Annotated in this window: 12 protein-coding genes; 2 read left to right on the top strand and 10 right to left on the bottom strand. The window is 65.5% G+C overall.

Going from position 1 to position 14485, the window contains the following annotated elements:
- Position 1: 1 nt before the first annotated feature.
- The 3 genes from pstC to ACYVF5_RS08485 all read right to left on the bottom strand — a co-directional run bounded on the left by pstC (position 2) and on the right by ACYVF5_RS08485 (position 2819).
- On the bottom strand, positions 2-1132 hold the full coding sequence (pstC, locus tag ACYVF5_RS08495) for a phosphate ABC transporter permease subunit PstC (RefSeq protein ID WP_460945231.1): 1131 nt from the start codon (positions 1130-1132) through the stop codon (positions 2-4).
- 647 nt (positions 1133-1779) lie between these two features.
- Positions 1780-2274 carry a hypothetical protein gene (locus ACYVF5_RS08490; RefSeq protein ID WP_460945229.1) on the bottom strand — a complete coding sequence of 165 codons (495 nt, stop codon included), beginning with the start codon at positions 2272-2274 and terminating at the stop codon, positions 1780-1782.
- The gene (locus ACYVF5_RS08485) at positions 2271-2819 is read right to left on the bottom strand and encodes an RNA polymerase sigma factor (RefSeq protein WP_460945227.1); all 549 of its coding nucleotides are present in this window, start codon (positions 2817-2819) and stop codon (positions 2271-2273) included. Before ACYVF5_RS08485 ends, ACYVF5_RS08490 begins: the two co-directional genes overlap by 4 nt.
- 246 nt (positions 2820-3065) lie before the next feature.
- Here ACYVF5_RS08485 and ACYVF5_RS08480 point away from each other — a divergent pair, with 246 nt between their 5' ends.
- A complete protein-coding gene (locus tag ACYVF5_RS08480) occupies positions 3066-3632 on the top strand; it encodes a hypothetical protein (RefSeq protein ID WP_460945225.1) in 567 nt (188 codons plus the stop codon).
- 60 nt (positions 3633-3692) lie between these two features.
- Here ACYVF5_RS08480 and ACYVF5_RS08475 read toward each other — a convergent pair whose 3' ends face one another.
- Positions 3693-6230: a hypothetical protein gene (locus ACYVF5_RS08475; protein WP_460945223.1), complete on the bottom strand. Its 2538-nt coding sequence runs from the start codon at positions 6228-6230 to the stop codon at positions 3693-3695.
- 334 nt (positions 6231-6564) lie between these two features.
- Here ACYVF5_RS08475 and ACYVF5_RS08470 point away from each other — a divergent pair, with 334 nt between their 5' ends.
- A complete protein-coding gene (locus tag ACYVF5_RS08470) occupies positions 6565-6717 on the top strand; it encodes a hypothetical protein (protein ID WP_460945221.1) in 153 nt (50 codons plus the stop codon).
- Positions 6718-6923: 206 nt separating this feature from the next.
- Here ACYVF5_RS08470 and ACYVF5_RS08465 read toward each other — a convergent pair whose 3' ends face one another.
- Genes ACYVF5_RS08465 through ACYVF5_RS08440 form a run of 6 tightly spaced genes read right to left on the bottom strand, consistent with a single transcriptional unit; the run spans position 6924 to position 14467 of the window.
- Positions 6924-7766, bottom strand: a complete 843-nt coding sequence (locus tag ACYVF5_RS08465; RefSeq protein ID WP_460945219.1) for a lytic transglycosylase domain-containing protein — start codon at positions 7764-7766, stop codon at positions 6924-6926.
- A 2-nt stretch (positions 7767-7768) separates the two neighbouring features.
- Positions 7769-10234, bottom strand: a complete 2466-nt coding sequence (locus ACYVF5_RS08460; RefSeq protein ID WP_460945217.1) for a choice-of-anchor M domain-containing protein — start codon at positions 10232-10234, stop codon at positions 7769-7771.
- Positions 10231-11175 (bottom strand): anchored repeat-type ABC transporter permease subunit, encoded by a 945-nt coding sequence (locus ACYVF5_RS08455; RefSeq protein WP_460945215.1) that lies wholly within the window; start codon positions 11173-11175, stop codon positions 10231-10233. Before ACYVF5_RS08455 ends, ACYVF5_RS08460 begins: the two co-directional genes overlap by 4 nt.
- The gene (locus ACYVF5_RS08450) at positions 11175-11924 is read right to left on the bottom strand and encodes an anchored repeat-type ABC transporter ATP-binding subunit (protein ID WP_460945213.1); all 750 of its coding nucleotides are present in this window, start codon (positions 11922-11924) and stop codon (positions 11175-11177) included. The genes ACYVF5_RS08455 and ACYVF5_RS08450 overlap by 1 nt, the downstream gene beginning before the upstream one ends.
- Positions 11921-12886, bottom strand: coding sequence for a choice-of-anchor M domain-containing protein (locus ACYVF5_RS08445; RefSeq protein ID WP_460945211.1), 966 nt, complete (start codon positions 12884-12886; stop codon positions 11921-11923). Before ACYVF5_RS08445 ends, ACYVF5_RS08450 begins: the two co-directional genes overlap by 4 nt.
- Positions 12887-14467: an anchored repeat ABC transporter, substrate-binding protein gene (locus ACYVF5_RS08440; RefSeq protein ID WP_460945209.1), complete on the bottom strand. Its 1581-nt coding sequence runs from the start codon at positions 14465-14467 to the stop codon at positions 12887-12889.
- Between the last annotated feature and the right edge of the window lie 18 nt (positions 14468-14485).

Genomic DNA, 14485 nt, shown 5'->3' with positions numbered 1-14485 from the left:
CTCAGCCCTCGCTCGCTGCGCCGGAGCGCGACCGGGAGATGATCATCGACGCTGCAAAGTTGACGATGAGCGTCATCACGAACAGGGCGAGCCCGGCCGCCATCAGAGCACTCATCTCGAACGGGCTCGCCTCGCCGTAGCGTTGCGCGATCAAGGCGCTGATCGAGTTCGTGCCCGTCTGCAGAATATGCGGCTGGATCACGAACACCGGCGAGATCACGAGATAAACGGCGATCGTCTCACCGAGCGCCCGGCCCAGACCCAGCATGGTGCCGCCGATCATGCCGCCGCGTCCGAAGGGCAGCACCACACTCGTGATCATGCCCCACCGGGTCGAGCCGAGCGCGAGTGCACCCTCGCGCTCGCCCAGAGGGGCCTGACTGAACACCTCGCGCATGATCGAGCACGCGATCGGTGTGACCATCATCGCCACCACGATTCCGGCGATGAAGGCAGAACCGGCGAAGACGGTCGGTGTCGCGAGCGGGTCGTTCGGGTCGAAGCTGTCGACGGAGAAGATCGGAATCCAGCCGAACACGCTCGAGATCCACTCCGCGACCGGCAGCACGGAGCCCTCGAGAAGGAACATGCCCCAGATCCCGTAGACGACGCTCGGGACAGCCGCCATCAGGTCGACGATCTGGATGAGGGTCTGCTGCACGCCACGGGGTGCATACTCCGAGATGTACAGCGCGGTTCCGGTAGCGAGCGGCACCGCGAACACGATCGCGATCACCGCGATCGTGATGGTGCCGAACAGCACCGCGGCGATCCCGAAGTCGCCGCCGTTCGGCTCCCACTGCTGGGTTGTGAAGAAGCCCCAACCGGCCGCACTGATCGCCTGATAACCCTGATACAGCAGGAACAGTCCCACGAACGACATCAGGGTCAGCACCATCAGACCGCCCGTGCGAACACCGCCGCGGAAGAACTTGTCTTGCCAACCCCGCACAGTGCTGAGACGACGCGGCGCATCGTCCGCTGCAGCGTCACCCGATGAGCCGGAGATCGGCCACTCGGGCGGCGGAGCCGACGGGGGTTCGCCACTTATGTCCGGGTGCTCGACGCCCAGGGCGTCGAGGCTCTCCTCCAGAGTCGCGGTCTCGAGGGTTGTCGCATTCCGCCGCGTCATCGGCCTTTTCCAGACACAATCACGTGAGAGGAGAACATAGCGCGTGGGCTCATATTCGAAGATCCCCACCAAGCCTCGCCCACGAACTCGCTACGAGCCGGAACGATGCTGCCGTGAGCATCCGGGAGTTCGTTGACAGCTGCGCCGGTCGTTTCGTTCTCGTGTTTCTGAACGCTCATTCCCCAGCACCTCCCGAAGTCGTCGGCCTGCCGCCTCTCGGCGGACAGGTGATCTACGAGGCCCGCTGCGAGCGGACCCTCAAAGCTGCGAAGGCGAAATCTGGAGGATCAGATCCTCGGCCGATTGCCTACGGAGATGAGTCTGCACGCTCGAAGGGGACCCCGCACTACCCCGCCGGGGACGGAATGAGGAACGATCAAGGTGACTTCGGCATACGTTTCGTGAACACTTTTCACAGGGGGTAACGAATGAGTTTTCGCGGAAAGTGGGCGGACTACGGACGCGTCGCGTGGTTGAGTAGGGCGCGAGGAACGAGCGGCCGTGTCGAAACGGGTCTCGACAAGCTCGACCACCGAGGTGGGGGTCTCGACGAGCTCGACGACCGGGGTGGGTGGGGGTCTCGACGAGCTCGACGACCGGGGTGGGTGGGGGTCTCGACAGGCTCGACCACCGACGGAGGGGGTGGGTCAGGGAGCGCGCAAGCCCAGGGAGGAACAGAAGTCGTTGGCATCCGTTGCCGATGAGCCGGGCTCGCCGGTGGGGAACACCGCGAGCGACTGGTCGGTGCGCACGCAGAGCGTCAGCTCTGGCACCGGATAGATCTTCTCCCCCGTCGGGGGCTCCCCCGTCGACGGCTGGCCGATGATGCCCGTCGCCCAGAGCGTCGCGCACATGTCGAGGGCGTGAGCCACTGGGTCGCCGAGGTCGTCTGACTCACTGCGCACACCCTCGGAGTGGGATGCGTCGAGGCTCGGCTCCTCGTAGCAGAACGCCCAGCGTTCTTGCACGAGCTGCGGCGCGATCACAACCCAGGCGGCCGTCACAAGTGCGGCCACCCCGACGACGCCGACACCCGCCATCGCCACACGCCGACGACGACGTTTGCGGCGCTCGACGTGGCGCATCACCCATTCGCGCATCTCTGCGCGACGCTCTGGGCTCAGACTCGGCGGTGTGCTCACAGCTCGCCCCCGAACTTGGAGCGAAGCCGATTGCGCACACGATTGAGGCGCTTGCGCACCGATGCCACCGACACGCCGAGCGAAGCGGCAACGGCTTCATACGACCGCCCGTCACGGAGGATCTGGCGATAGACGTTCTGATCGAGCTCAGGCATCGCGGCCACCTCCTTCTCCATTCGGTCTATCAGGTCGCGCGAACGCACCGTCTCAAATTCGTCTGTGATGGCCAGGGTATGGCTCAGGTCATCGAAATTCTCTGTGACCGGCCGACGTCTGACCGATCGCAGTCGATTGGACGTGAGGTTGCGACAGGTCGTCAGAAGCCACGGCAGAGCCGAGCCGTCGACGAGCCGGATCTTCGGGAGCTTCGACCAGGCGATGGCGAAAACCTGCTGGGTCACGTCTTGTGCATCGTCTGCGCTGCCCAGTTCTTCGAGCGCCAGCACGTATACGGGCTCAACGTGCAGGTCGAAGAACACACCGAACGCCCGCTCATCCCCGCGGATCGCTGCGGCGATGAGCTCTCGCTCCGAGTGACTGACCATCACGGGGACTGTAGCGCACCAACGCGAACCGCATTATCGCGGGTATGACAGCATGGTGTCGTCGTCTGAGGGAACAGGATATCGCTCAGAACCGGCTTACTCCTCTTTAATGGCCGGTCGCGAGCAATCGTTACCCGACGCCCTCGAATGTTCTCTGTCCCGACGTCTTGCGACGCCGAGATGTTCATCGAGGCGTCGTGTGAATCCGCTTGCCTGCACACTCCCCTCTTCGCTTGACTGACCCCTATGACCCAGCACACCTCCCACACCGCCCGCCGCCGCTTCGCGGCCTCTTCTCTCATGGCCGCCGGGGTCGTCGCCTCGGCCCTCCTCGCGGTCTCCCCCGCCAATGCTGCTACCTCCGCGAACGACTCCCCCACTGGCGAGTCGTGCTGGCAGAACGTCGACACCGGCGAGAGCGGCTGCTTCGACAGCTCCCTCGACCCGATCGAGCAGATCGAGCTCGCGACCGGTAAGCCGCTCGTCGCGAACCAGACCGAGACCGAGACGAGCTTCGCCGCTCGTGCGGTGGAGGAGAACTTCCTTCTCGTCACGGGATGGGACGCGACTGGCTTCGAGGGCGAGAGCGTGAGCTACTTCACCGAAACGCCGAACCTCTGCAGCGTCGGCGCACAGAACATCGCTTCACTCGGCGCGTGGAACGATCGGATCGAATCGTTCCAATCTTTCAACGGCTGCGAATCGAAGTTCTTCCAGAACGTTCTCTTCGCAGGTGGTTCGTTCGGTCCCGCTGCCAGCAGCTCGAACATGGGTACCTTCAACAATCAAGCGAGCTCGCTCATCGTGAGCTGACAGTCCACGCGTCCCTCGTTCGCGTGGAATCCGAACGAGGGACTCTTCGTTACCCATCCGCTAGGGAACGTACTGGTAGGCCTTAGTCCCGATGAAGACCAACAGAGCGGCTGCCTCTGAATCAATTGGCGACTCCATCTGGCAACTCGATCCAACAATCGTCGACGGCACTTCGAAATGGTCGAGGTCAACGCACACGATCGTGGGCATCAAGTGGCCGTTCAGCGGGGCGTCCAGCCAGGTCCACTCCCCGCGCTCGGCGGAGTAGACGAGCCCCTCGAACGCGAAGGTCAGCGACGGCTCTGGGGCGCTCTGCGCCGACCACGGACCACAGCTCGCGTAGTCCCCCCACTGGTTGCAGGCGCGCAGCTGATACGCGAGCTTCTCACCGAACGGGCCGGCCGTCAGTTCACGTGGAGCCGCGGAGCCGGAGAACAAGGCGACGTCGCCCGTCGGTGTGCCGGACGCATCCAGCCGCTGCACCTCGTAGTGCGAGGCCGCCGGCGACACGGCATCGATGCGATAGTCATATTCCGTTCCCTGCATACGCATGGTGCCAGTCACGGCGACGACGGGCCCAGGCGACGGAGTGGGGGTCACGACGACGGCCCGGCTCGCGGTGCACCCGACCGCGTTGTAGCCCCAGACGACGAACCCGTGACCGACACCGGGTTCGGTGACCCCGTCGAACGTCGCCGTTGTGTCGAGACCGACGTCGATCACCTCGCCGCCGGTCGGCGCTGTCACCGACCTCGAGGTGCTGCCGATCGCGCAGCTCTCGCCAACCGGGGCAGAGGCGGCGCCGAGCGCCTGAGCGAAGTAGCCTCGCATCGCACTGCCGTTGCCGTCGAAGGCCGGCCAGGTGAGGGTCGCGACGCCCGTGGACTCATCGAGATGCGCTGTGACCGTTGTCGACAGCGGTGTGCCCGCAGACGGAGGGCTCTCCCCCCGCTCGGGCTGCGAGGGCGGGCCGGATGACGGCAAAACATCGTCGGCTGGAGCAACGACGCCTTCGATCGGCGGCTGCGCAGGGGTCCGCACGACCGGGTGCGCCTCTTCTCTCGGGTCTGGTTTTTCTCTCGGCTCACGGGTCACCGGAAGAAGCGGCTCTGCAACCGCCAGCGGCGCGACTCGCGACACTCCGCCGAGCGGTGTGAGCACGTCTGACCAGTTGGAGACGAGAGCACTCCCGTTCGTCACCGACCACAGTGCGCCCGTCGCGGTGTCGTTGAGCACAACCCCGTCGCGATTGGTGCGGAACGTCAACGACGCCCCGGAACTCATACCCTTCAACCGCTCTGTCGTGAGGTCGGCCTCGCTCTCGCTCTCGCTCTCGAGCCGATGGAATCCCTTGTGCGCTCCCCCTGCGCACCGCTGCCAGACGGTGCCGTCCGACCACGCTGCATAGGAGCATCCGTTCACCGTCACGGGGTGCGCCGGGATTCCGTGGGGCACATCGGTGATCGTTCGCACCTCACCGTCGACCAGACCCACCTCGTGCAGACCCGACGATGTCGCCAGAAGCACTGCGGCCGAACTCAGCCCACGTTGAAGCGCGAACGCGGCCGTCTGGCTCTGCCCTTGCGCGCCGCTCGTCGAGGTCACCGGCGCCATCGGACGAACGTCGACCGCCCCCTCCGCGCTGAGCACCTGTCGAGCCTTCTCGTCGAGAAGCGCCCACGTCTCGCCGTCTGCAGCCAGTTGCACCACCGCGTTCGCATCGATGTCAACACGTGCTCTGAGGGGGCTGCTGAGGGATGCTCCGGCGTCGAACCGCAGCACCTCACCCGTCGAGGGCGCGGCGGCATAGAAGCGTCCGTCGCCTGCGGCCGCGACGACAGCGCCGTCGCCGAGCACGGCATCCGGATTCTGCGACGCGTCGAATGTCTTCAGCTGATCGAACGGGATCTGCCACAGCCGCCCGCCGCGCGGGTCGAGCAGCACCACCGTGGTCGGCACTGTCTCGTTCCCACCCACGAGGTGAACCTCGGTAGAAGCGCTGGGGAGCAACACGGTCGACGCGAACCGCACCGTCGACGGGTCGAGAACGGACGCCGTCGCATAGCCTGCAGCATCTGACGGGGGCGCGGCGTTCGGGTCTGGGCTGGTGCCTATGCCGACATCGCGATCGTCGGGTGTGTCGTCCAAGCCGTCGTCGGGGTGTTCAGCCGGGCGGGGTGTGCTGGAGCGCGACTCGGCGGTGCGGGTGACGACGACCACGTCGGTGCCGTCTTGGGCGACGTCCGTCGTCACCGACGGCTCGACCTCGGCCGTTGCATCTTGCCCGGCTTCGGTGCCGTGCGCAGCTTCAGGCGCGAGTGCCGAGGAGCGGATCGCAGAATTGAGTTCGCCCACCTCACTGTTGAACCGGCCCACGGCGCGGTCGACGTCGTTCGTGACCCAGACCCCGGCATCTCCGAGCCGAATCTGGCTCGCCCGGTGACCCGGGGCGCCCATCACCAGCACCGCGGCCACCGCCACGAGGGCGCCGCCGGCCGTCATCATGGTCAGCGATCGATGCTTCACGGGCCACGAGAACGTCACGGCAACGGCATCCTTGAGAAGGGTCGCCAACACGGCGACGAGCAGATAGGGCATCGGGTGTCGACACAAGCGGCTCCGCGATGCCCACATGATAGCGGCCGAACGTTAAGTGCAGGCATCCAATCGGTGACGTGCTGCCGCGCAGGAACGGGCCCAGCACAGTCGCGTAACAGGCGCGTGACGACTCTGACACCCGTCAGCACACGTCGCACGAGCACGCCGACCGGTGCCAGGTCGTCTCTTGTGCCTCAACCGTAGGGTCGGCGGTTCCATGGCGTCGTGGCTCTACCCACGATCATTCCGACGGATGAGACCATTCAGCCCTGTGGACGATGTGCGAACGGTCGCTCTGCGATGGACTGGTATCGAATAACACACGAGGAGAGACATGCGCGCCACCCCGCCCACCGTGAACACGTCGAGCATCATGCCGAGTGACCTCACGCTCCCCCCGACCGTCTCCGTCGAGATCGACCTCGATCCTGAGCCCGATGCCGGCACCGCTTCTCGCCGGAGTCCGTTGCCGCATCAACAGCGATAGGAATCCGAGGCCGCGTCGCCGAAACCTTCCGCCGGTCGAGTGCACCCTCGACGGTCGAGAAATACTCCGACATGCCCTCGGCCCGAACGGCCTCGCTGCCGAGCACGGGCACCATCGTCCACGTGGAGGAACGCGTGGGCGTGAGCACTGCAGTGCATCCATACTCCCTCCACGTGTCGTCCTCTTCCCTGCGCCCGTGATCTCTCCTATGCAAGACGTGCATAGTGATCGGCGGCTTCTGCGACCCTATTGTTGTACTCGATGGTGTTGTTGTAGGCGGCGACGGCCGCGATCCACCGGTCGTGGTCTGTCAGGTCACCTCCGATGTGGCAGAGGTATCGGCCGGCTGCGAGAGCGCTGTCGTCGATGTTCTGGGGGTCTGCGTCCCCGTCTCCGTTCCCGTCGGCGGCCCATTCGGCCCAGGTCGCGGGGATGAACTGCATGGGACCGACGGCCCGGTCCCACACGGTATCGCCGTCGAGCACGCCGTCATCGGTGTCGGGGATGGCATCCGTCTCGACACCGGTGAGTGCGATTCCGACGATGGCGGGTGTCGCCGCTCCGTGTTCGGCGATATGGGAGCCGTTGATCGTGCCGTGCTCGGATTCGACGTGACCGATGCCTGCGAGTGTGTTCCAGCCCAACCCACAACCGGGGTACTCCGTCGCGACGCGCAGCGACGCCCCCGTGTACGCCTGGAGGGCGCGCAGCGGGATCCCCGTTTTCGTCGCGAGCGCACTCACCCATCGCTGATCGACGAGGCCGATGATCCCTTCTGAGGACGTCGCTGTCGGGCGCGGCAGCGGCATCGAATGGCTTGCGGTCTCTTTCGGAGCGGATGCAGTCGGTGTCGCGGCGAGTTCACCCGACGGAGTGTGCGCTGTGGCGACGATGACGGCGGTGGCAATCGCCGCGATGCCGAGAGCGGCGCTCGTCAGTGAGGCGATGACCCAGCCTCTCCCCGATTCCCGGTCCGGTGTCTCGTCCTCTCCCGCTTCTCTCGGAGTGTTCGGCCGGAGGAGGGCGTCAAAGTCGTCGTAGTGATCCACATTCACGCGCCCGGATCGGTGGATACGGCACTTGTGGGGTGCGTCCGAAGCCGGCGGAGGTACCAGTACGTCGCACCGGCGATTCCCAGGATCACCAGAACTCCACCGGTGACGATGCCCGCGACCACCGCCGGGTCCGCGTCGTCACCGAAGATCTGCTCGAAGGGATCGTCCGCTTCGTCTGTCTTGGATGAGTGGCTGCGTTTCGAGTTCGCCTTCTCAGGGGCGGCGGCCTCGGCTTCGGTGGTCGCGGCGGCCCGGGCAGCCGCGACGGCATCCGCCGCAGCCCTGTTGACCGCGGTATTGACTTCGGCGGCGTCGCCGGCGCCTGTCGAACTCAGCCCGCAGAAGGTGTCACCGAGAGGAACATCCCCCACCTGGAACACGTACGTGTGGCTGGCGGTGGTGAGCGTCTGCCCGTTCGCAGGGTTCGTCGCCACGGCGTGAACGGTCAGGGTGTAGATGCCCTTCTGGGTGAAGACCCACTGGGCGTGGGTGTGCGCGGGGGTGGCCTCGCGGAGTGTGCCGGGAAGAGTGTGCCCCCCTCCTTGCAAGAGCGAGGTGATATCGCCGAAGGAGCCTTGACTTGAGACGTGCACCCGCCCTGGTCCCTCGACTCCGGTGATGTTGATCGACACGTCCGTGTGGCCGCTGGCCGCTGTGCGGTTGGTGTCCCACCCGGGCCAGATGAGCGCGGGATCCTGCGTCAGAGGGAGGACGTAACCAGCTGGTGCACCAGGGGTGCCCTCTGGGATGTCGGAGCGGTACGCCGATTCCTTGACGCGAAGCAGCACGGTCTCGGCTTCACGGATGACGCGATGGCCGGTGACGTCTTCCATGAGCTGAAGGACGGCTTTTCCGTTTGCTGCAGAGACGTAGAACGCGTCGATGTGCCCGGTCTCGAGCGTGATCCCTGGGGCGCACTGCTGCCCTGGGGCTCGCGGCGCCGGAACGGGAGCGGGCGTCGGTGGGGCGGGCTGTGGCGGAGGACTCGGGTCTCCCCCGCCACCGGCACTCGGGCTTGAGACCGTGAACCTGTCCCACCCGATCAGCGCACCCCTGTCGTCTTTCACAACGAGTTGGTGTGTGCCTGTCGCGATCACGTCGGGCAGGCCGAGACTGAATCGTCCGGTGAGGTCGGCTTGGATCCACCCTCTCCAGGCAGAAGCCTGTCCCGGCAGCCAGGCGGAAACCCAGTGCCCGGCCAGCGATGCGTCGGCGAGAGCGACGGTGATCGTCCCGCCCGGTGTCGTCTTCTTGCCTGGGCTGGTGATGACAACCGCGGTGCCCGGCGCGTGAGCGTTCAATGCGGTGCCTGGAACGGGGATCGTGTCGTTATGGACGGGTTTCTGCCGCACCTCGCCAGAGACGGTGATGGTCACCGGCCGCGAGGTCGAGGGGACGTAGTCGTTGCTCCAGGTGGGAACGAACTCGGCAACGACTTGATGCTGACCCGGTGTGAGAGCATCGGCACGGAACGACGCGGCACCGTCGGCGATGGGTGTGTGCCCGAGCACGGTGTCGCTCGTGAGGTCGCGAAACTGCACGGCACCTGTGGTCTCGGGGGGATCGAGCTCGGCCGTGAACAGGATGGGGTCGCCGGCGGCTGCTTCCTTCGCCGAGGAGCTCAGAGTGGTGGTTGTGGTCCGGGTGTGGCTGTCGAGATCGCCGACGACGAACGTGTAGTCGTTGATGGCGGTCTGCTCGCGACCGTCGACGACAGCGCTCATCTCGAAGGTGAAGGTGTAGGTTCCCGCACGGGAGAACGCCCAGTTCATGTGCGTGTGCTGCGGAACCCCGATCGTCCATGCCGGCAGGGCCGTGGTGCTGCTGAAGACTCGCTGGACCTGCGCGCCATTCTGCATGTACACCTCGGCATTGCCCGGCCCCTCGGTCCCGATGAGCCGAACGTCGAGGGTGTTGCCTGTCACCTTCCCAGAGAGATTCGGATCTTCGGTGCTGAAGCCCGGCCAGATGACGTTGTGGTTCTGGGTCTGGGGCGCCATCCAGAGGGTGGACCCCGGTTCTCCCAGAAAGGAGTACGCGGGCAGGTCCGGGACGGTGATCTTTCCCGCGTCGCTGAGATGGAACAGCAGTTCCTTCGCCTTCAATCGCGTGCCGAGATCGGTGATTCCGTCACCGGTGACGTCGATGTCCGCCTTGGATTCCAAGACGAGCGTGCCGGCGTCCAGGTACGCCGAAACGGCATCCGTGTGCACCGGACCGATGATCCTCTTGTCCGCGCTGAGCGGAGCGGGCTGATCCGACTGCTTTTCAGGTTGCGGGATGACCGGTCGCTGATCAGGGGCGGGAGCCGCGGGCGGGGTCTGGGCGGATGACGGCACCGGCAGCTGGCCGTCATCGGCTGTCGCGGCGAGAGGCATCACCATCGTGGTCACGAGTGCGAGGAACACACTGACGCCCGTGGCTTTCGCTCCCCGGCTCGTGAAGGGCGTTGGACCGGTCATGACAATGCGCTTTCCACTGACGTCGACGCCGTCACGGGGTCGGCCGACGTCGGATCGTGGTGCAGTTCGGCTTCGCCGGGCTGAGCGCGACGTCGGAGGTATCGCATGAGCAGACCGTGCCGGGGCGCGAAGAACCATGCGATCAGGAACACCGCGGTGGCGACGAGCACGATCATGCCGCCCACCGGAAGGTCGAAGCTCCAAGACACATACAAGCCCACGAGCGCAGAGGAGCCACCGATGACCGGCGCGAGCAGCATCATGACACCAAGCCGGTCGGTGAGCAGGCGTGCCGCGGCGGCCGGGGTGATCAGCAGGGCGAGCACGAGGATGTTGCCGATCGTCTGGATGGAGATCACGATCGCGATCGCCACCATGACGTACAGCACCAGGTCGAGCACGAACACGGGGATGCCGGTGGCTCTGGCCATCTCGCGGTCGAGGGTCACCGCGACGAACTCTTTGTGGAAGAGGAACACGATCAACAGCAGCAGAACACCGGTGATCGCGACGGTGTAGATGTCTTCGTCGGGGATGCCGGTGATGGATCCGAACAGGAACTGCTGCAGCGACCCGGCGTAACCGGGCGACTGCGAGATGATCACGATGCCAAGCGCGAAGGCCGCGACGAAGAACACCCCGATGATGGAGTCCTCTTTGATGCGCCGGTTCTGCGAGAACACCGCGACGAGGATCGCCGTCAAGACGCCGGCGACAGCGCCCCCGAGCACCAGGTTGCCCTGGATGACGAACGCGACGGCGAGGCCGGGGAAAACGGCGTGGGCCACGGCGTCGCCGATGAACGCCATGCCGCGGAGCACGACGTAGCAGCCGATCACACCGCAGACGATGCTCGACATCACCGCGATCACCAGCGCTTTGGGCAGGAATGCCAGGTCAGGGTTGAGGAGGTCCTGGATGAAGTCGATCGGCGAGAGCATCAGGCGGACACCCCCAGAGTCTTCAGAAGCGGGTTGGTGGCTTTGATGTCGAACGTGTGCATCCAGATCTCGGGGTCGGTGAGCTCAGACGGTGATCCGTCGGCGATGATGGTTCGGTTGATCAGGCACAACCGGGAACACTCATGGAGTGCGCCGACCAGGTCATGGGTTGTCATGAGCACGGCTTTGTCTTCGCCGGCGAGCGCCCGGAACAGGTCGATCAGCAGTTCCTGGGTCGGCATGTCCAGACCGGTGAACGGCTCATCCAGGAGCAGCAGGCGTGGCCGGAGCGCGAGCGCGCGGGCGACGAGAACCCGCTGGCGTTGTCCGCCCGAGAGCTCGCCGACGGGCCGGCCACGCAGGTGATCCATGTGCACACGCTCAAGCGCTTCGGCGACGGCATCGAAGTCGGCGATGCGGGGGCGGCGGAGCCACCCGATCCTCCGGATTCGTCCGGTCATCACGGCGTCTTCGACGCTGATGGGAAAGTCCCAGGCGAACTCGTGTCGTTGCGGCACGTAGCCGATTCGGGAGCGTGCCTGCGTGCCGCTGCGCCCGTCCACGTCGATGCGGCCGGTCTCGGTGCGGATCAAGCCGAGGATGGACCGCAGCAGGGTGGTCTTGCCGGCGCCGTTGGGTCCGATGAGGCCGACGAACTCACCGGTGTCGAGGCGCAGATCGATGTCGTAGAGCACACGTCGCCCTCCGAGACGCACCCTCAGGTCGTCGACGGTCAGCGCGCCGCTCATTCGTCTGCGTCCTTTCGAGCGCGTGCGGCGAGGGCTCGAGTCCTGGCACGTCGTGACGCGATCACCACGATGAGGATCGCGGCCACGAGCACCGCTGCGATGGCACCGACGACGAGCCATACGATCGTTCCCAGCCCACCTTCCGAGGTTTTCGACGGGGCTTCGGCCGTGATCGTGCCGGGTTCCTCGGTGGCGTCGCCGGTCGGAGTGTCGTCGATCACCGTCTGGAACGCCTGCTGCGCATCCGTGGCGTCACCGACCGCGAAGCGGAGGGTGTCGCGCGCGGTCACGCTCTCGCCCGTGATCAGGTCCGCGTCGAACTGGATGTCGACGAGATAGACCCCTGGTTCGGTGAAGACCCAGTTGGCATGTGTATGCGTATTCACCTCGATCCAGGACTGCTGCGGGAACGGCTCACGTGACGACCACAGCCGTTGCGGGTCGCCGAAGTTCCCGCTCTGCAGATACACCACAACGTCTCCCGGGCCGTGCACACCGAGAACGTTGAACGTCGTGCCCAGGTTCAGGGAATTCAGCACATTCGGTTCCTGGGTGTTCCAGCCCGCCCAGACCACATCCGGCTTCTGGGTCTGCGGCACCACCCACACCTCGTCGCCCGGTTGCTGACCGAGAAAGCCGTAGGCATCGGAGTCCGGCACGGGCAGGATCGCGGTGTCGTTCACTCTGAGGACGACGTCTTCGAGGTGACGCCAATACGAGGGTGAGGCGGTGTCGTCATGGATCTGAATGATCCATTCACCGGTGTTGAGCGTCGGCCCGAAGTCGGCGTGGCCATGATCGAGCACCACCTGGCCGGTGCCCTGGGCCTGGTTGGGGTCGAGGGTCTGGTCCAGACTGTCGTCTTGGGCCGCCGAGACCGCGGTGGGTGACAAGACGGCCAGTCCGGCCAGCAGAACTCCTGCGGCGGCGAGCGAGCGACGGAAGGCGGTGCGGGGTGTCATCTATTCTCCTTCGATCGCGCTGAGACAGTCGCGGAGGGATTGGGCGTTGAAACGCATCATGTCGATGTAGGTGGTCACGGTCTCGCTGAAGGCGTCGCCGTAGATGGGGCAGACCTGGATGCCCTGTTCCTTCGCGACCTCGACGAGGGTCGAGGAGCGCGAGGCCAGATTCGGTTCGAGGAAGACCGCGGGAACGTGCAGGTTGCGGATCGTTTCGGTCAGCCGTTTCCGTTCCGCCAGAGACGGCTCCACCGCCGGATTGGGAGTCACGAAACCAGAGATGGTCACGTCGTAGGCCTGGGCGAGATATCCGAACGCATCGTGCGTGGTGACGAGGGTGCGGTTCGCCTCGGGGATCTCGGCGATCGTGTTGTGCACCTCCGTGTCGAGCGCGGCGAGCTGTTGAAGGTAGGCGGCGGCGTTCTGCGTGTATTCCGTCGCACCGTCAGGGTCGACCTCGATGAGGGTGTCGCGCATGATCTCGACGTAGGCCATGGCGTTGCGGACGTTCTGCCACAGGTGCGGATCGATCTCGCCGTGGACGTGCTTGCCGAGCACAGCCTGCGGAAGCTGGTAGATCGGGTCCCCCGCACGCCCGAGAAAACGGTACGCGGGGTCACCGGGGATCTCGTGCAGGGCCTTGTTGGGAACTTCGACGACGACGTCGTCGAGCGGGAAGATCTCCTGATGCACGTCCCCCGTGCCGTGTTCGTGGTCGAGGAGCACATCGAAGGCGCCTGTGTCGAGATCGACGGTGAGATCGGAATGCCCGGCGTCGAGCACGGTGGCTCCGGATTTGCCTGGCACCGAGTGGGGATCGACGCCGACAGCGAAGGTCACCTCTCCGGTGCCGATCTCCACGGGCCTCTGATCGCTTGTGATCTGCAGTTTCGCCTGCAGATCGAGGGTGTAGATGCCGGGCTCCGTGAAAGCCCAGCTCAGATGAGTGTGTGCGTCCGGTGGAAGCGTGACCGTGTCATCCCGGTAGCCCGTGGCTGCATCGAACCCGTCAACGGAATCGAAGTAGGTGTCGACGTCACCGAAACTGCCGGTGAGATAGGCGACGAGTTCGCCTGGGCCCTCGACCCCGGTCGCCGAGAGGAGAACGTCGGAGGTGCGGGTTGCGCCCGCTTGTTCACCGGCACCCTTGACCCGCAGACCGAGCCAGATCGTGTCCAATGAGACGTCCTCCACGAGCGGGATGATCTCTGCCGCGTATTTGACGGCCTCCTCCGCCAGCGAGACGTTGGGCACACCGGCGGGGAGGTTCGTGTCGAGGGCCTTGATGAGGTTCTGTTCCTCGAGCATCAGGTAGTTCGAGAAGGCGACGTCGGCATACACGATGTCGCGCACGTCACGCAGGGAGGGCTCGTGGCTGTGGGGATCGCCGCCCTCGGGAACGAGCGAGATCACATCCGCTCGGTCACCGGCGACGTTGCCGGCCAGGTCGGCGAGGATGCCGGTTGTGGTCACCACGTGAACGCGGCCGTCGTCACTCACGGCAGGACGTGCAGAGCACCCGGCGAGCAACGTCACCGCCACGACGGATGCGGTGACGGCGGGGGTCAGTCGAGTACGCACAGCGGGTCTTTCAGAGAG

The sequence above is a fragment of the Okibacterium endophyticum genome (genome assembly GCF_054780075.1).
The sequence above is the reverse complement of the archived record's forward strand: the minus strand, read 5'-3'. Positions and strand labels throughout refer to the sequence as shown.

Bases quoted from the DNA above. Each gene is read 5' to 3' on its own strand.
- ACYVF5_RS08475 (WP_460945223.1), bottom strand. From the start codon at position 6,230: ATGCCCTATCTGCTCGTCGCCGTGTTGGCGACCCTTCTCAAGGATGCC.
- ACYVF5_RS08460 (WP_460945217.1), bottom strand. From the start codon at position 10,234: ATGACCGGTCCAACGCCCTTCACGAGCCGGGGAGCGAAAGCCACGGGC.
- pstC (WP_460945231.1), bottom strand. From the start codon at position 1,132: ATGACGCGGCGGAATGCGACAACCCTCGAGACCGCGACTCTGGAGGAG.
- ACYVF5_RS08480 (WP_460945225.1), top strand. From the start codon at position 3,066: ATGACCCAGCACACCTCCCACACCGCCCGCCGCCGCTTCGCGGCCTCT.
- ACYVF5_RS08450 (WP_460945213.1), bottom strand. From the start codon at position 11,924: ATGAGCGGCGCGCTGACCGTCGACGACCTGAGGGTGCGTCTCGGAGGG.
- ACYVF5_RS08445 (WP_460945211.1), bottom strand. From the start codon at position 12,886: ATGACACCCCGCACCGCCTTCCGTCGCTCGCTCGCCGCCGCAGGAGTT.
- ACYVF5_RS08455 (WP_460945215.1), bottom strand. From the start codon at position 11,175: ATGCTCTCGCCGATCGACTTCATCCAGGACCTCCTCAACCCTGACCTG.
- ACYVF5_RS08485 (WP_460945227.1), bottom strand. From the start codon at position 2,819: ATGGTCAGTCACTCGGAGCGAGAGCTCATCGCCGCAGCGATCCGCGGG.
- ACYVF5_RS08470 (WP_460945221.1), top strand. From the start codon at position 6,565: ATGCGCGCCACCCCGCCCACCGTGAACACGTCGAGCATCATGCCGAGT.